This is a genomic window from Nocardiopsis sp. LOL_012, assembly GCF_048060475.1.
GTDB lineage: Bacteria > Actinomycetota > Actinomycetes > Streptosporangiales > Streptosporangiaceae > Nocardiopsis.
In genome coordinates, this window is the sequence record NZ_JBHMIV010000004.1 from 14,700 (window position 1) to 27,905 (window position 13,206).

27 protein-coding genes are annotated in these 13,206 nt (G+C 67.9%); 1 reads left to right on the forward strand and 26 read right to left on the reverse strand.

The annotated features are described in order from the left end of the window. Window positions 1–92 precede the first annotated feature (92 nt). The 15 genes from ACFHWE_RS03600 to ACFHWE_RS03670 form a co-directional block, all read right to left on the reverse strand. Window positions 93–323, reverse strand: coding sequence for a hypothetical protein (locus tag ACFHWE_RS03600; RefSeq protein WP_416599141.1), 231 nt, complete (start codon window positions 321–323; stop codon window positions 93–95). 3 nt (window positions 324–326) lie between these two features. Beyond that, on the reverse strand, window positions 327–599 hold the full coding sequence (locus ACFHWE_RS03605; RefSeq protein WP_416599142.1) for a hypothetical protein: 273 nt from the start codon (window positions 597–599) through the stop codon (window positions 327–329). Beyond that, window positions 599–859 carry a hypothetical protein gene (locus ACFHWE_RS03610; RefSeq protein WP_416599143.1) on the reverse strand — a complete coding sequence of 87 codons (261 nt, stop codon included), beginning with the start codon at window positions 857–859 and terminating at the stop codon, window positions 599–601. Before ACFHWE_RS03610 ends, ACFHWE_RS03605 begins: the two co-directional genes overlap by 1 nt. 244 nt (window positions 860–1,103) lie before the next feature. Beyond that, window positions 1,104–1,274, reverse strand: a complete 171-nt coding sequence (locus tag ACFHWE_RS03615) for an SLOG family protein (RefSeq protein WP_416599144.1) — start codon at window positions 1,272–1,274, stop codon at window positions 1,104–1,106. Continuing rightward, complete coding sequence (locus ACFHWE_RS03620) at window positions 1,271–2,053, reverse strand: exonuclease domain-containing protein (protein WP_416599145.1); 783 nt, start codon at window positions 2,051–2,053, stop codon at window positions 1,271–1,273. The genes ACFHWE_RS03615 and ACFHWE_RS03620 overlap by 4 nt, the downstream gene beginning before the upstream one ends. Further along, complete coding sequence (locus ACFHWE_RS03625; RefSeq protein WP_416599146.1) at window positions 2,050–2,292, reverse strand: hypothetical protein; 243 nt, start codon at window positions 2,290–2,292, stop codon at window positions 2,050–2,052. The genes ACFHWE_RS03620 and ACFHWE_RS03625 overlap by 4 nt, the downstream gene beginning before the upstream one ends. A 35-nt stretch (window positions 2,293–2,327) precedes the next feature. Next, a complete protein-coding gene (locus ACFHWE_RS03630) occupies window positions 2,328–2,699 on the reverse strand; it encodes a hypothetical protein (RefSeq protein WP_416599147.1) in 372 nt (123 codons plus the stop codon). Then, window positions 2,696–2,887, reverse strand: coding sequence for a hypothetical protein (locus ACFHWE_RS03635; protein WP_416599148.1), 192 nt, complete (start codon window positions 2,885–2,887; stop codon window positions 2,696–2,698). Before ACFHWE_RS03635 ends, ACFHWE_RS03630 begins: the two co-directional genes overlap by 4 nt. 130 nt (window positions 2,888–3,017) lie before the next feature. Beyond that, on the reverse strand, window positions 3,018–3,197 hold the full coding sequence (locus tag ACFHWE_RS03640; protein ID WP_416599149.1) for a hypothetical protein: 180 nt from the start codon (window positions 3,195–3,197) through the stop codon (window positions 3,018–3,020). Further along, window positions 3,187–3,387: a hypothetical protein gene (locus tag ACFHWE_RS03645; protein ID WP_416599150.1), complete on the reverse strand. Its 201-nt coding sequence runs from the start codon at window positions 3,385–3,387 to the stop codon at window positions 3,187–3,189. Before ACFHWE_RS03645 ends, ACFHWE_RS03640 begins: the two co-directional genes overlap by 11 nt. A gap of 65 nt (window positions 3,388–3,452) precedes the next feature. Beyond that, window positions 3,453–4,169, reverse strand: a complete 717-nt coding sequence (locus tag ACFHWE_RS03650; protein WP_416599151.1) for a DUF2786 domain-containing protein — start codon at window positions 4,167–4,169, stop codon at window positions 3,453–3,455. Window positions 4,170–4,229: 60 nt separating this feature from the next. Then, window positions 4,230–4,421, reverse strand: a complete 192-nt coding sequence (locus ACFHWE_RS03655; RefSeq protein WP_416599152.1) for a hypothetical protein — start codon at window positions 4,419–4,421, stop codon at window positions 4,230–4,232. Between the two features lie 124 nt (window positions 4,422–4,545). Then, window positions 4,546–5,064, reverse strand: coding sequence for a hypothetical protein (locus ACFHWE_RS03660; protein ID WP_416599153.1), 519 nt, complete (start codon window positions 5,062–5,064; stop codon window positions 4,546–4,548). Further along, the gene (locus ACFHWE_RS03665; protein WP_416599154.1) at window positions 5,057–5,857 is read right to left on the reverse strand and encodes a hypothetical protein; all 801 of its coding nucleotides are present in this window, start codon (window positions 5,855–5,857) and stop codon (window positions 5,057–5,059) included. Before ACFHWE_RS03665 ends, ACFHWE_RS03660 begins: the two co-directional genes overlap by 8 nt. An 82-nt stretch (window positions 5,858–5,939) precedes the next feature. Continuing rightward, the gene (locus tag ACFHWE_RS03670; protein ID WP_416599155.1) at window positions 5,940–6,197 is read right to left on the reverse strand and encodes a hypothetical protein; all 258 of its coding nucleotides are present in this window, start codon (window positions 6,195–6,197) and stop codon (window positions 5,940–5,942) included. A 138-nt stretch (window positions 6,198–6,335) separates the two neighbouring features. Between ACFHWE_RS03670 and ACFHWE_RS03675 the strand changes: the two genes are divergently transcribed. Continuing rightward, window positions 6,336–6,674 (forward strand): SHOCT domain-containing protein, encoded by a 339-nt coding sequence (locus ACFHWE_RS03675; RefSeq protein WP_416599156.1) that lies wholly within the window; start codon window positions 6,336–6,338, stop codon window positions 6,672–6,674. Window positions 6,675–6,693: 19 nt separating this feature from the next. On the opposite strand, the gene ACFHWE_RS03680 is transcribed toward ACFHWE_RS03675, so the two are convergent. The 11 genes from ACFHWE_RS03680 to ACFHWE_RS03730 all read right to left on the reverse strand — a co-directional run bounded on the left by ACFHWE_RS03680 (window position 6,694) and on the right by ACFHWE_RS03730 (window position 13,183). Next, entirely contained in the window at window positions 6,694–6,894 is a 201-nt protein-coding gene (locus tag ACFHWE_RS03680) for a hypothetical protein (RefSeq protein ID WP_416599157.1), read from the reverse strand. A gap of 132 nt (window positions 6,895–7,026) precedes the next feature. Then, window positions 7,027–7,452, reverse strand: a complete 426-nt coding sequence (locus tag ACFHWE_RS03685) for a hypothetical protein (RefSeq protein ID WP_416599158.1) — start codon at window positions 7,450–7,452, stop codon at window positions 7,027–7,029. Next, window positions 7,449–7,655, reverse strand: a complete 207-nt coding sequence (locus tag ACFHWE_RS03690; protein ID WP_416599159.1) for a hypothetical protein — start codon at window positions 7,653–7,655, stop codon at window positions 7,449–7,451. The genes ACFHWE_RS03685 and ACFHWE_RS03690 overlap by 4 nt, the downstream gene beginning before the upstream one ends. 160 nt (window positions 7,656–7,815) lie before the next feature. After that, window positions 7,816–8,106 (reverse strand): hypothetical protein, encoded by a 291-nt coding sequence (locus ACFHWE_RS03695; protein WP_416599160.1) that lies wholly within the window; start codon window positions 8,104–8,106, stop codon window positions 7,816–7,818. A 61-nt stretch (window positions 8,107–8,167) separates the two neighbouring features. Beyond that, a complete protein-coding gene (locus tag ACFHWE_RS03700; RefSeq protein WP_416599161.1) occupies window positions 8,168–8,497 on the reverse strand; it encodes a hypothetical protein in 330 nt (109 codons plus the stop codon). Window positions 8,498–8,613: 116 nt separating this feature from the next. Next, on the reverse strand, window positions 8,614–9,093 hold the full coding sequence (locus tag ACFHWE_RS03705; RefSeq protein WP_416599162.1) for a single-stranded DNA-binding protein: 480 nt from the start codon (window positions 9,091–9,093) through the stop codon (window positions 8,614–8,616). A 513-nt stretch (window positions 9,094–9,606) separates the two neighbouring features. Further along, window positions 9,607–10,425, reverse strand: coding sequence for a hypothetical protein (locus tag ACFHWE_RS03710; protein WP_416599163.1), 819 nt, complete (start codon window positions 10,423–10,425; stop codon window positions 9,607–9,609). Beyond that, window positions 10,422–11,009 (reverse strand): WhiB family transcriptional regulator, encoded by a 588-nt coding sequence (locus tag ACFHWE_RS03715; protein WP_416599164.1) that lies wholly within the window; start codon window positions 11,007–11,009, stop codon window positions 10,422–10,424. The genes ACFHWE_RS03710 and ACFHWE_RS03715 overlap by 4 nt, the downstream gene beginning before the upstream one ends. Before the next feature lie 57 nt (window positions 11,010–11,066). Then, window positions 11,067–11,717 carry a hypothetical protein gene (locus ACFHWE_RS03720; protein ID WP_416599165.1) on the reverse strand — a complete coding sequence of 217 codons (651 nt, stop codon included), beginning with the start codon at window positions 11,715–11,717 and terminating at the stop codon, window positions 11,067–11,069. Next, window positions 11,717–12,535, reverse strand: coding sequence for a helix-turn-helix domain-containing protein (locus tag ACFHWE_RS03725; protein WP_416599166.1), 819 nt, complete (start codon window positions 12,533–12,535; stop codon window positions 11,717–11,719). Before ACFHWE_RS03725 ends, ACFHWE_RS03720 begins: the two co-directional genes overlap by 1 nt. A gap of 225 nt (window positions 12,536–12,760) precedes the next feature. Further along, the gene (locus ACFHWE_RS03730; RefSeq protein WP_416599167.1) at window positions 12,761–13,183 is read right to left on the reverse strand and encodes a hypothetical protein; all 423 of its coding nucleotides are present in this window, start codon (window positions 13,181–13,183) and stop codon (window positions 12,761–12,763) included. Window positions 13,184–13,206 lie beyond the last annotated feature (23 nt).

Consider the following 13,206-nt stretch of genomic DNA (forward strand, 5'->3'; position numbering starts at 1 on the left):
CATGGGAAAATGTCTTCGGTCTTCAGCAATACAGCATCAGCGTGTGTGGGCAGGGCTCGCTCACAGAAGCTCTTCCTCTTGGTGGCCTGTCTCTACCGTGTGTGGTTGTGCTGGTAGTGGGTCCGGTGTGCGGCTTCAGCCTGCTCACGGGTGGCCGCGAAGGAGAACGTTCCGCACTCCTCCCCCGGTGTGGCCGGGTCGGGTGCGGCGCACCGCCACGAGTACGGGTAGGCGCGGCCTCTGATGCGGGCGGCACGGAACCAGTCGGCAGCGGACATGCGGCTCTCTCCCGGGGGGTAGGCGCTGGTGGTCTTTCCGTGCACCGTCTACTCCTCGTCTCGGGAGTACCAGCGCATGTGCTGGGCAGCACGCCGCCAACCTTCGGCTACGTCTTCGGCTGGTGGCTGTGGTTGGCGTTGGAGCACCGCCAGGTCGTGGTCGAGGATGGCGGCGGCTTCAGCGAACGCCTCCAGGCGTGCACGCTCAAGTTCGGCCTCCACCACGTTCATGACGGCGTCGGTGATGGTGGTGTGGGTGTAGGGGTAGGCGTCCATCCGGGCGTGGACGGTGTTGGCGAGCCGGGCGCGCAGGCCGATCATCAGGACTCCTCTTCGACGGTGTCGGGGTGGGCGGTGTGAAGCTTCACCAGGGACTCACGCAGGGTGTCGCGGCGGGCGGTCGCGGCAGCGAGTTCCGCGATCAGTGCCGCGACGTTCACCGGCCCTCCTTGGACGGTGTGCAGGTTGTCGGGGGTCCACGCGCAGACGGTGGACTGGATGTGGTCGAGCAGGCGGGCGATGGTGGTGTCGGCGTCGGCGAGGTTGCTTGTGGTGTTGCGGATGATGAGGTGGGGGTCCATCAGGTCTCTTCACGGATCAGGTGAGCGGTTTCGTGTTGTTCGGTGCGGCGGACCTGTCGAGGGGTGCGGCCTACATCGGGGCAGTCGGGGCCGGGTGCAGCTCGGCAGTGCGGGCACCAGGAGGGGCGTACCCGGCCGGGCATAGGGGCGTCAGCCACCGTCGGTTCTCCAGATTCGGGGTGAGGATGGGTGCGGCGCGGCCCCGCAGCTCGCCCGTGGGTGCGCCAGTCCGCGGCGTGTTCCTCTACGGACCAGCCGAGCGTGGGGCGACCGCGGCGGCGAGTGTGTCGGCTCCCGTCGCGCCGCCATGCACGAGCCGGTGGAACTGGCCGTGCTGGGCGGCGTAGACGGTGAGGGTGCCGCTGACGGTTCGGGCATCGGTGTAGTTGCGGCCTCCGGTGACGATGATTCTCACGCGGCCGACCTCCACAGGGTGAGCGTGTCCTGGCGGGGTTCGTTCGGGATGATGGGCCACCGGCCGTCCACAACGGCGTGAGGGTCGTGTCTCTCTCCCGCTTTGGGGTTGCGCAGGTAGGACTGCAAGGACTTGCACTGCTCGGCTCGCCACCCGGTTTGGGCGTCGTGTAGCTCCCCAGGGGTGTAGCAGCGGAGTGCCGGGTGGGTGACTGCGATGGCAGCCACGTACAGCGACATGCGGCAGTCGTAGGCGGCGCCGTGCGCCTGCTCCTCGTCCCACACCACGGTTGGCCAGCGGGGGGTGACCATGTGTTCTACGCAGGTGCGCAGTTGGTGTGCGCCCTGGCTGGTGGACACCCTGCGCCGGTACGGGTCGATCTTCTTCGACAAGACGAGGGTGTCCACCACCGGGTGGACCGGTCCGCCCACCAGTTCCTCCAGGCCCTGCCCCAGGTGACGACGGCACTCCCGATCGACGATGGTCAAGTCGAAGCTGATGTTGTGCCCGACGAGGGGCCGGCCCGCCGAGACGCAGGCGGTGATGTGGGCGACGATGTCGGATACCGCGTCGGGGGCGGGGATGCCGTGGGCTTGTACCTGGTCGGTGGTGAAGCCGTGGATGGCGGTGGCCTCTGCTGGTACCTGCACTCCGGGATCAACGAGTTGTTCGACGTCGGGCTGGTCGGGGCTGGTGTGTACGAAGGCGTGTTGGACGATACGTGCCTTGTGGGGGTCGGGGCTGGTGGTTTCCAGGTCGAATCCGGTCATGGGGATCATCGCGGCTGCTCCTGTTCCTTGGGGATGTAGCCGGTGCGGCGGGGCTGTCCGGTGCGGGTGGTCCCGGTGGGGTGGAAGACCCTCGCCCAGATGTGGCGGGGGCGTGTGCCGGTGTGGGCGTCGACCACCTCGACTCGTCCGGCGTTGATGCCGGTGACGCGGACGGTGATGTCGTCCAGGGGGTGGGCGCTGACCCACACCTGGCCGGGGCGGATGTGGGGCGGGTTTTGGGGGTCCATCGGGGAGGGTTCTCCTGTTCGGTGAAGGGGGGTGGTCATGGTGTAGAGGTTTCTTCCGCGTAGGCGATGGCTCGCAGGATGACGGGGTCGAGTGCGGGTTCGGCAGTGGTGCGGGCGGGGTTGGGCGGGGCCAGGTGTTCGATGCCTTCGAGCCATCCGTGCCGGTAGGCCATGGCGAGTTCGGCTGGGTCCGGGGCTCGGTTTAGGAGGATGAGGAATCGGAGTCGGGCGCGGGCGAGACGGTCGTTGGCGCCGTACTCGCGGCCGAGCGCGGTGGCGTGTTTGCGTGCGGTCTCCAGTTCGTCCCATGCTTCGCCGATTTGGGTGGTGAGCTGGTGGCGGATGATGGTGTGGTTGGGGTCGGCGTCGCCGAGGGTGAGTTGTCCGGAGGGCTGGTGGCGGGTCATGCGGCTTGTAGTTCCGAGCTGGCGGCTTGGGCGGCGTCGACGAGGTCGCGGAGGGCTTGGTGGGCGTCGCGGATGTGGTCCGGGTTGTCCCATGCGGTGTCGAGGTGGGTGTTGACCTGGGTGAGGTGGTGGGCGGCGGTGTCGGTGTGGGTGGTGGCGGCTTGTACCGCCTTCTGGTGGGGGGCCATCGTGGGCTGTCCTTCCAGGGGTTGTTGGGGTGGCGTGTTTTGGATGGTTGCGCTTCCCGGGGCGGGGTGTTCTGCGTGTGGGGGGCGGGTCACCGGTTGGGGGTTGGTGACGAGCGGGTAGCCGGGTGGGTTATGGGAAGCGCACCCCCAAGGTGGCGGGGGCGGGGGTGAACAGGACGCGCTGGCCGTGGCGGGTGGTGACGGCGATCGGGGCCATGCGTTCGGCGGCGGCGTGCAGCATGTCGACGGTCTCCATGTCGGGGGTGCTGGTGGCGTGGATCTCCTCCACGGGTGGGGTGCTATCGGTCATCGGTGGGGGTCTCCTTCTTGGCGTGGCGGGGCTGGTATCGGCTGGGCAGGGCTTGTTGGGCGCGGTTCTGCCCGGTTCGGAGGTTGGCCCAGAGGTCGCGGCGGCGCGCGGCTTCGGTGTGGTGTGTGCGTTCGGGTCTCTGGGGCAGGAACAGGTTTCCTGTGCTGGGGCGTCGGTGTGTGCCGGGCATCGGGTGCGGCTCCTTGAGGGGTGCGGGGCGGCCCCAGCAGCGGGTGGGGCCGCCTCTGAAGCGGGTTACGGGTTGAGGGCGCGGCGGCCTGAGTCCATCCGGGTCTGTCCGAGGTCGGCGTGGTCGGCGGCGTCTTGACCGGCCTCGTAGCCGTCCGGGTCGAGCGGCGCGACCTTCGGCTTGTTGATCTTCGGAACCTGGCCGTTCACCAGGTCTTCGACGGCCTTGGACCGGTCCCGCAGCACCAGGGCGGTGGACTGTCCTTCGGTGGGGGTGGTGTCGTGCTCTGCGGTCTTCTGGATGTCGGTGAGGCGCTGCCCGACCTGGAGGGCGAACCCGTAGAGCCAGGAGCGGCGGAAGGTGCGGGTGTCCGCCCAGCGGGGGACTTCGGTGGTTTCGAGGCCGTTCGCCATTTGGAGGAGCAGGGAGGTGTACAGGATCTCCACCCGTTCGATGTCGGTCGGGTAGCCGTAGACGGACACGTGCACGGCTCCGTTGCGTAGTCGGTCTCGTAGGCCCTTGCAGCGCACGGCGTCGGCGATGGCCATGAGGAGTTCGGCCTTGGCGAGGGCGCGCGGGTTGGTGACGCGGACACGTTTGAAAGTGGGGGCGTCGGTGGTGCCGTGCTGTTCGTTGAGGAGTGCGGCGTCGATGCTGTGGCGTGCCATCCACTGGTCGGCCTTGGCGGTGTAGGCGAGGCGTTCGGCGTCGGTGGAGGCGGCTTCGGCTTTGGCGAGGAGGGCTCGGACTTTGCGGAGGATGTTGTCGGGGATGGTGCTCACGGGTGGTGTCTTTCTGGGGTGGGGGCGGGGCTTCCCTTCCCGCCTTCGGTGGGCTGGGGTCTATTGGTTGGTGGTGAGTTGGTAGGTGAGTCCGGCGTGGTCGAGGAGGGCGCGGGCGAGTGTGAGGGCGTCTGTGCCTTGGGGTGTGGTGACGCCGCCGACTTCGGTTCCGGCGATGTCGAGGGTGAGGCGTCCGTTTTCGGCGGTGAGGGTGTTTCCGTCGCTGTCGCGGTAGGTGTGGTGCGGGGGCATGCGGGGGTTCTTTCTGTGGTGGCAGGGGGTGCCCGGAGGGGTGGGGCACCCCCTGGGGCGGTCCAACATCAACCGCTTTTCGTGTTCACATATTACAGTCTATTTCGTACATACGCAATACTGGTTAGTCCGGCGGCCCCTCCCCCGCACCGATCCCCCGCGCCAACAACCCCTCCAACGACAACTCGCCACGCTCAAACGCCGCGAACACCGCCGCCTTCGCCCGCTCCTGCTCCTCACCCGCCGGACGCTTCACATACGGCGCAGCCGACCTGCGGTCCATCTCCGCCCACGGCACCTCCACCACCTCGCCCCGCACGAGCACACCGCCGAACTTGCGCACTTCGTCCTTGAGCCGGTCCATCACCCCCGGGCGGGGAGCCTCCGTCACCTCGTGCGGCAGATACTCCTTCAGCCACCGCAACGCCGCATCGTCGTCCACCAGCACCGTCACGGTGTCGTTGGGCTTGTAGGCGGTACCGATCCGCACCGGCCGCCCATCCGGGCCGGGCAGAGCGATCCCGCGACGGTCGCCCTCCATCAGCGTCGACCCGACATCGGCGCGCGCCTTGTCGTACTCTGCGGTCACGTCGCCTTTGAGTAGCGCCAGCACGGCCGCGCGCATCTCTTCAGAGCTACTCACCGGCAGCCTCCTTACCGCCACGGGCCGCCTGGTCCAGCATCCGGCCGCGCTTGTCGATCTCGGCGCGCAGCCCCTTCGCGTCGTGCTCGGTGATCTCCAGCGCGTGGTACTTGTTCGCCGCCGCTGCCGTCAACACCTGCAAGGTGGCATCGTCCGGTGCTTCCTGAACCTGCCGGAACATGTCGAGCAGCCAGTCCCGGTCCGTGATGCGTTCAGGCTGCTCACCTCTGCGCAGACGCCGGGTGGCTTTGCCGCCGGACGCGGTGGGGTTCTCAGCGGTGGGGTCTTGCCTCTCCCCCTTGGCCCACAGGTTGAGTGCCACACCGAACCGCATGGCGGCGTTGCGGAGCGCGTCACCGATGAGGACCTTCACCGCGTCGTACTGGTCGGAGGGGCATGACCCGTATCCGATGCGGGAGGTTCCTCCCACGGTGAGGCGAATCCACAGGCCGACCGGGTTACCGGCGCGGTCGTGTTCGAGGATCGGCATTCCGTTCTCGTCGACGCCGAGGGGTTCCCAGTCCCATGCGGGGTCGACGTCCAAGAGGCGGTCGGTGACGTCGGCGTGTCCGACGAAGTCGATGTGGATGTGGCGTGGGGTGGTGTACACGTCACAGGTCTTGCACTTGGTCTTCCGGTGTTCGGGGCACTGCCCTTTGTTCTTGGAGCACGCCCCGCAGGTGATGCGTGGGAGCTTGCCCACGAGTTTGCTGGGGAAGTGGGCGCGGAGCTGGTCGCTGACCTGGCGTGCGGTCTGCTCGCTGGGGCGGGTTGTCGTGGCTTCGCTGGTCAAAGCGGATTCCTGTTTTCCATGAGCGGGATGGATACAAACTGGCGGGGCCGCCCCGGGAGCGGGCCGGGGCGGCCGGGTCGGGCTATCCGCCGAGGTGGCAGGAGCGGCGGGTTTCCGGGTTCTCCAGGTGCTCGCGGAGGGCGTTGTGGGCGTCGTCGTCGATCGTGTTGGTGTCGATCCACGGGGAGAGCGCGGAGTCGAGCGTGTAGATGTCTTCTCCGCAGTGGTGGCAGGACGCTTCACCGTCGTGGGTGAGGGCGACCACGCTCACGAGGTCTTCGATGTCCAGCACGGCGGGGGTGGGGAGGGCGACGGCCGGGCGGGTGAGCGTGGTGACCATGCGGGGGCCTTTCTGGTGGGTGTGCGGGGGCTTCCCTCCCCCTATTTCGTATGCACAGTCTAGCACATATTTCGTGTGCACGAAATTAGGTGTGGCATGATTGCGTGCACACGAAAAACCCCACAGGAAGGCACCCACATGCCCATAGGCGAAAGCAAAACCCGAGCCATCCGCTGGCCCTCAGTCGAGTTCCTGAACACCCTCGACGCCGTATACAAACGCCAAAACACCAACCTGGCCGCCCGCATGGTCGAACACGCCATGGCCGACATCGAACGCGACGGCACCCCCGAAGAGAAAACCCTCGCCCGCGAACACCTCGACAGCCGAGCCCGCCGAGGCCCCAAACCCAAGACGCCCCAAACGCCGGCCCCCACCCCCGCCGCCGAACTGAAAGAGTGGGCAGCCCGCCTGGACGAAGGGCTCATCACCCGCGAGGAATACGCAGCGAAGAAAACCCAGCTCCTCGACCTGTAGGACGCACAACACCACCCGTTCACGACGCACTCCAGCCGGAGTCGAGCACCTGGACACGACTGGTCTGGCTGCGGAAGGCCGCGCCCACCGCAGAAGGGTCCGGCCCTTGGTCGCGGCCCACAGCGGTCACCATCAGATCCACCGACCTCTTGGACGGGGAGAAGCCGATGACGACCGCGTGCACCAGCCCTGGGTTGGGGGTGCTGCTGTTGCCAGGCACCACAACGGTGTCTCCGGTCTTGACGATGCGGCCAAACGCATCGGTCGGGAAGGGGTGGGGCATGGGTGGTCGTCCGTCCTGGGGCAGGCCGCGGCGGCGGCTGGGGGTGAGGGAGTCGAGTAGCGGCAGGGTTTACACAGCAGGCGCGCGGCGCTGTTCTCGGCGGGCGCGGGCGCGGGCGCGTTCCTTGTCGGCGAGCGCCTGCGCGCAAGGGCGGCATGGCTTCTCCCCGGCCCGGTAGTGGCGAAACGCTGCGGCCGGGGTGCCGCACGGGGAGATCGGCCGCTGTGCGCGGGGAGGGGTTCCCGGTCGCCGTTTCGCTGCGGCTTCGCATTCGCGGCACCGGCCGCGCCGGTAGCCCCGGTCCAGCCCGAACGCGGTGACGGGCTTGTCCCGCCCGCACGGTCCGGTGCACGGTTTGGTGTCGTCCCGGCCGTGCAGGTCGAGCATGTCTGCCAGGAGCGCGGCGTCGGCGGGGGCGAGTTCGTGTTCGGCGCGGTCGAGGACCTGGCGGCGGAGCGCGCGCAGACGGCGTGAGGTGGCGGCGGTGCTGGTCACCTGCTGCACCTCCCGGCGGGGTGGCATTGCATGCTGCGGGTCCGCAGCTCGGCGCGCGCCCGGTCGCGTTCCTCTTTGAACCGTTCGCCGTCGTCGAGGGCTTCGTCCCACCGCTGCCGGTATCGGACGGCGAGGGTACGTGCGGCGTCGCGCTCTTCACGGAGCCTGCGGGCGTGGGCGCGTTCGGTTGCTCTTCCGGCCACGGCGTGACGCCATATGGTCCACAGCCGGTCCGCGCGGTCACGAGCAGCCTCCGGTTCGTTGCTGGCGTTGCTGGTCAACCGAGAGTCCTTCCAAGAGTTGGGGGCCTGCCGTGGCCGGGCTCGTATGTCCGGCAGCCACGGCAGGCGGTACAGGGAGGAGTCAGGCTCGCGCGGCGTGGTAGGAACCGAACAGATCCACAGCATCCGGGCGCTTCCACCAGGCGTCCACGGCCTTGCGGTGGTAGTTCAGGAGGGTTTTAAGCCGGTCGAGGGGGGCACAGCCGATCGCGGCGGTTAGGGTTTCGTTCTCGAACCTGGGTGCGTACTCTTCGATGGCGCAGCCGGACCCCTGGCTCACGCACACAGCATCGAACATGACCAGCTCCAACAAGTCGTGGTCTGACAGCTGATGGGCGGCGGGGTTGAACGGGGACTGCGGGGCTTCGTGCATGAGGGTGCTTTTGCTTTTACAAGGTGGGGCCGTCAAGCCATTCATGCTGTTCACTGCGGTCTCAGACGTCGACGTAGCGGTTGACGGTGACCTGCTCGGCGCGCACCCGGTGCACGGTGACGGCGCCGGGTTCGAGGAACGTGTCGCAGTCCTGGTACTCGGTGAGCGGCATCTCGTAGGGCAGAGCCCACAGGGAGTGGTCGCTGTCGCGGCGGATGATGAGCCTGTGCGTCGACACCCACCGGCGGGTGTCGGTCTGCTCGTCGTGGATGGGTGTGTAGCCGCCGTAGGGGGTTCTGTAGGTCTTGAGTTCGTGGAGGGCTTCGGCGGTTTGGCGTGGGAGGGTGTGGGTCTTTTCTGGGCCGTTTTCGAGGAGCGGTCCGAGCTTCATGGGGTTGTCCTTCCAGGTGTGGGGTTGAGGGGTGGGGCCGCCCCGGGAGCGGGGGCTGGGGCGGCCCCTTGGGCGGGCATGGTGGAGATGCACGCCCGCTTTTGAGGGGAAGTGGTCTAGAACGGGGGCTGGTCGGAGAACCCGCCACCACCGTTGGCCCACGGGTCGGCCGCCGGGGTTGGGCCGCCGCCGAACCCGCCGCCCTGCTGGCTGCGCTGGCTGCCGTCCTGGCGCTGCGTCTTGACCACCTTCGCGGTGGCGCTGCGCAGGGCCGGGCCAACCTCGTCCACGTCGACCTCGAACACGGTGCGCTGTTCGCCTTCACGGTTCTCATAGGAGCGCTGCTTGAGTCGGCCCTGCACGATGACGCGGAGTCCCTTCGTCAGGGTCTCGGCCACGTTCTCGGCGTAGCGGCGCCACACGGTGCAGGTGAGGAACAGCGGCTCGCCGTCCTTCCACTCCCCCGACTCCCGGTCGAAGGCTCGGGGGGTGGACGCCACACGGAAGTTGGCGACCGCGACGCCGCCCTTCGTGAAGTTCAGGGTGGGGTCGTCGACGAGGTTGCCGACCAGGGTGATTGGGGTTTCGCCTGCCACAGGGGGTTCCTCTCTCTGCTCGTGGGTGCCTGCCGTCTCTTTCACACAGGTCACCCCCTGCCTTCGGGCCTGACCGCTGCCCGGTGGGGTAGCCCCATTCTACCAATATTTACCCAAACTAGTACATTCCCTATGAGATTTACGCAAATTTCTTGTGCCGTAGCACGCCGCCCTCATGCCCCAACCACACCCACAACCGCCCCCAGTACAAGACCGGCGTCTGCGCCGGGTCCTCCCACTGCCCCACACGAAACCCGCGCTGGGCTGCCTCCTGCGGATGCGCCTCAATCCACCCATGACAGCCCGTCGTCGCCGACCCGTGCACAAGCACCAAGTTGGCCGGGCTGTTCGCATCGGCCCTGCGTGTACCGCCCATCCCCCGCGCCCGCCGATGCTGCAAACTGTGGTCGTCTACAGGCACAGCCTCCCCGCACCAGGCGCACACACCCCGGTCCCGCGCCCACACCCTCCGCCTCGTCACCCTCGTCGGCCCGCTGCCGCGCCGACCCGCCATCAGGCCGCCACCTTCCCCACAGCCAGCGACGAACCCCCACCCGGCCTCTGCTTCAACCGCAAAAAGCCCTCACTGGCCGCCACCACCAACGGCGACAGCTCACCCTGCAACATCGCCCGATAACAGCTCCGCAGATCGGACCGCTCCATCCGGCTCACCTGCCGGTCCAACTCGGCCGCCAGCTCAGCCTCTCCAAGGTCGATCAGCTCGTCGTCCCACCCGAGCGGGGTGGGCCACTTCTCGCGCCGGGCCACCCCCCACGTGGCACGCGCCGACCTTCCGTCCGGGGCCGGCGTCATGCACCGCCTGTCGTAGACCCACGCGATCGCGTCGTGTGTGCTTGTACGCACCCGTTTGTGGACTCCGCGGCGGATCGCGGACAGCACCGACGTCGGTATGCCGGTTTCCGTCGATAGGGCGGGAAGGCCGTAGCCGAGTGCGGCGAGAGCGCGTAGCCGTCGTGCTGCTCCGACGGCGGGCAGGGATCTGGGGCGGACCTGTCCGGGGTCGAGTGCGAGCAGTTTCGTGGCGGTTGCCGCCCTGACCTGGTAGGTGGGGTCGTTCAGTGCTCGGGCCACCACGGTGTGGCCGACTTGCGCGGTTTCGGTGATGAGTGCTGCTGACCAGTGCGCGGAGATGAGGCGTTGCAGGTGGGTGCGTACCTCGTCGAGGTCGCCGTGCGGCTGCCACCGGCCGTAGGCGATGAGCCTGTTGCGCATGGTGCCGTAGTCGGTGTTCGCTTTCGTGCAGGGGCGGCATCGGCAGGAGTGGTACCGGTAGGTGGACGGTGTCCCGTGAGGGGTTGTGCTGGTGTTCACGGGGCCGCTCCCAGAGCGTCGGCGAACTCGATCAGAAGCGCGGCCCGGTGTGCGGTGGGGAGCCCGTCGAGGATGTGGGTGATGGCGTCCTGGTCGCGGTCGGCGACCGCGATGCGCAGCTCCCGGTTGACGGGGTGGACGGCTTCTTGCATCACCCTTCGGGTGCCGAGTACTTGGGCGGCTTCGCCGTCTTCGGCGAGATGGCGGGTGGCGGTTTTGCGGGCGTGGTCGGCGCCGACCGGTCCGGTGGTGTGTCGGGCGTCGGTGGGTGTGCCTCCGTCCCACAGGGTGCGGTAGGTGGCGGCGGCTTTGGGTTTGCGGAGCCGGTCGGCGGCGCGTTCGCGTACTGCTGCGATGTGTTGGCGTTGGGTGTGGGTGGTGGCTCCGGCGATGACGCCTGGCGAGTTGTGGGGGTTGGTGAGGGCGTGGTCGAGGCAGGGTTGTTGGACTGGGCAGCGGTCGCAGACGGCGAGGGCTCGGGTTTCGCGGGTGTGTTGGGTGTGGGGGGGTTCTTGGCGGTTGGGGCCGGTGAACAGGGCGGGGGTGAGGTTCCGGCATCGGGCTTGGGCCATCCAGACGGCCATCATGTCCTTCCAGTGCGGCCGCGGGGGAATCCCCCCACACGGACGCATGTTCGACTCTCAGCGTTGATTTGAGCGCGCCCTGGGGGCACCGGGGAGTGCGTCGACCACAGTCCGCAGCGACTCCTCCGACAGCGGAGCCAGATCGCCCCGGCGCTGAGACGGATCTGCGGGCGGCGTCCACCGTTTCCTCAGGGGGTCCTCGCCCCGGTACTGGCGCGCCCCCTCCTCGCACCGGCCGCGAGCCTCAGCCAGAGCTTCACGCACCGAAGCAGGTGGCGTCTTCGGCGCAGCCCCAGGGTCGACAACCTGACCGCCGCCAGCGGCACGGAGCTGGGCTGCACGCCGGGCCGTCACCTCGTCCGGGCCGGAGGTGAGCGCCAACCGGCCCGGGGCAGGCGGATTTGCCACCTGGTAGGCGAAGCGGCGCAACTGCCGCCGATACCCCGCCGCGTCGTCCGGGTTGGTGGGGGCAGGCACCACACGGGTGCGCAGCCGGTCGCGGCGGGCCCTCTTCACCTGGCGGATGATGTCCGAGGGGGCGATGAACTGCTGCTCTTGGCCGAGGGCGTACAGGGCGGCGAGCGCGTCGTCGTAGTCCACCCAGCCGAGCAGTGCCGCCCACGCCTTCGGGGTCTCTTCGTTGAACTTCTGAGCAGGGCATACAGCGGCGATCTTGCGGCCGAGCTTGCCGATTTCCGTGGGGGTCATCAGGTGTCCTCTCCGAGGCTGGCGGCGTAGAGGTCCCACACGTCGACGTTCGACGTGCGGCTCCCGCCAGTCGTGGCGGTGCGGAGCCGGTCCTTGGACCACTTCTGCTGGTTGCGCATCCACTGCCGCCACGTGGCGATCCAGTCTTTGCGTCGGGTTGAGCGGGAGGTCCAGTAGTCGATGAACTGGGCGGTCTCAAACTCGACGTCGACTTCGGGCACGTTCTGCGCGGCCCACTCCCTCATGTTGTTACTGAGAGCGAAGTCGTCGGGGAGTTCGACCTCGGGGGTGTTGCGTTTGGTGGGGCGCTTCTTCTTAAGAGAAGAGACTGATGGTTCTACTGATGGTTCAAGCCCGGTCAGGATGGCCGGTTGGGTCGGACAGTCTGACCGGTGGTCATTCTGGCCGGTGGTGTTGACCTGGTCTTTCGCCAACCGGCCATTGTGGCCGGTGGTCAGGATGGCCGGTTGGCCATCCGGTCGTTCTGACCGGTGGTTCCCACCAGGCTTTTCGTCGTGTCCCTGCTGGTCGCCGCCACCGGACATGCTGGCCGCTTGGAGAAGCCAGTACCGGTCCGATGTACGCCGCCCGTACTGGGCATGGCGGTGACTGCGGGTAATGAATCTGTGTTCCTCAAGCCAGTCCAGAGACCGGCGGACGGTCCGCTCGGACATGCCGGTCATGCGACCGATCCGCTGCTGCCCCGGGTAGCAGGACCATTCTTCGTCGGCGAAGTCAGCAAGGACGACCAGGACGAACTTCGCGCTGCTGTTGCGGATGTCCTGACGGTAGGCCCATGCGGTGGCCTCGTTGCTCACGTGGTGCTTCTTTCTACGGTGCGCGCGGGCGCGGGTGGTTCGTGGTGTCGCTGCTCAGTGGTCGGTATCGGCACTGGCAACGAGAATCGCCGCGCGGGTAAGAACATCGGTCTCGGTGTGGTAGTAGCTCCTCCATCGGCCATCGCGGTCAGCCACGACAAGGCGAAGAAGCAACTGAGGACAGCAGGCATGCTCCGCCAACTCGTGGCCGACCGCACCGTTGCGCTATTTGGGGGGTTCAACCTCAACGACGCCGCCCAGCACGGTGTGGGCGAAGCGGATCGCGGTCGTGTCGGGGTAGGCGTCGTGGAATCCCTTGCACCAGGCGTTCGGCGCGTCGGCGCCGGAGGCGGACAGGGTTTGGTGGCAGGTCAGTCCGGCCCCTACCTCACGGTTGTGCCGGACCAGTTCAGCCAGCCGGCCCTCCACCAGACGCATGGGGTTGCCGGGCCTGAATACGCAGGTCGAACACTTCTCTGCGAGGAGCCGGGGCTTCCCGGCGTCCGGGTCAAGCACGTCGTTCTCAGCCATCAGGGGTCCTTCCAGGGGCGGGGGCTCGTTAGGGGCGGTGTTCATCTGGTGGCGGCTGTTGGTCTGCTGCGCGAAGACGTAGAAGGCGCGGGCGAGCGCTGCGTTGAGTGCCCTCATGGGGAGGTTCTTCACGGCGTTCC

Excerpts from the sequence above, each read along its gene's own strand:
- ACFHWE_RS03730 (WP_416599167.1), bottom strand. The coding sequence starts at position 13,183 with ATGAGGGCACTCAACGCAGCGCTCGCCCGCGCCTTCTACGTCTTCGCG.
- ACFHWE_RS03655 (WP_416599152.1), bottom strand. The coding sequence starts at position 4,421 with ATGCCCCCGCACCACACCTACCGCGACAGCGACGGAAACACCCTCACC.
- ACFHWE_RS03695 (WP_416599160.1), bottom strand. The coding sequence starts at position 8,106 with ATGCACGAAGCCCCGCAGTCCCCGTTCAACCCCGCCGCCCATCAGCTG.
- ACFHWE_RS03630 (WP_416599147.1), bottom strand. The coding sequence starts at position 2,699 with ATGACCCGCCACCAGCCCTCCGGACAACTCACCCTCGGCGACGCCGAC.
- ACFHWE_RS03625 (WP_416599146.1), bottom strand. The coding sequence starts at position 2,292 with ATGGACCCCCAAAACCCGCCCCACATCCGCCCCGGCCAGGTGTGGGTC.
- ACFHWE_RS03645 (WP_416599150.1), bottom strand. The coding sequence starts at position 3,387 with ATGCCCGGCACACACCGACGCCCCAGCACAGGAAACCTGTTCCTGCCC.
- ACFHWE_RS03715 (WP_416599164.1), bottom strand. The coding sequence starts at position 11,009 with ATGGCCGTCTGGATGGCCCAAGCCCGATGCCGGAACCTCACCCCCGCC.
- ACFHWE_RS03605 (WP_416599142.1), bottom strand. The coding sequence starts at position 599 with ATGATCGGCCTGCGCGCCCGGCTCGCCAACACCGTCCACGCCCGGATG.
- ACFHWE_RS03700 (WP_416599161.1), bottom strand. The coding sequence starts at position 8,497 with ATGAAGCTCGGACCGCTCCTCGAAAACGGCCCAGAAAAGACCCACACC.
- ACFHWE_RS03635 (WP_416599148.1), bottom strand. The coding sequence starts at position 2,887 with ATGGCCCCCCACCAGAAGGCGGTACAAGCCGCCACCACCCACACCGAC.
- ACFHWE_RS03610 (WP_416599143.1), bottom strand. The coding sequence starts at position 859 with ATGGACCCCCACCTCATCATCCGCAACACCACAAGCAACCTCGCCGAC.
- ACFHWE_RS03720 (WP_416599165.1), bottom strand. The coding sequence starts at position 11,717 with ATGACCCCCACGGAAATCGGCAAGCTCGGCCGCAAGATCGCCGCTGTA.
- ACFHWE_RS03640 (WP_416599149.1), bottom strand. The coding sequence starts at position 3,197 with ATGACCGATAGCACCCCACCCGTGGAGGAGATCCACGCCACCAGCACC.
- ACFHWE_RS03670 (WP_416599155.1), bottom strand. The coding sequence starts at position 6,197 with ATGGTCACCACGCTCACCCGCCCGGCCGTCGCCCTCCCCACCCCCGCC.
- ACFHWE_RS03620 (WP_416599145.1), bottom strand. The coding sequence starts at position 2,053 with ATGATCCCCATGACCGGATTCGACCTGGAAACCACCAGCCCCGACCCC.
- ACFHWE_RS03675 (WP_416599156.1), top strand. The coding sequence starts at position 6,336 with ATGCCCATAGGCGAAAGCAAAACCCGAGCCATCCGCTGGCCCTCAGTC.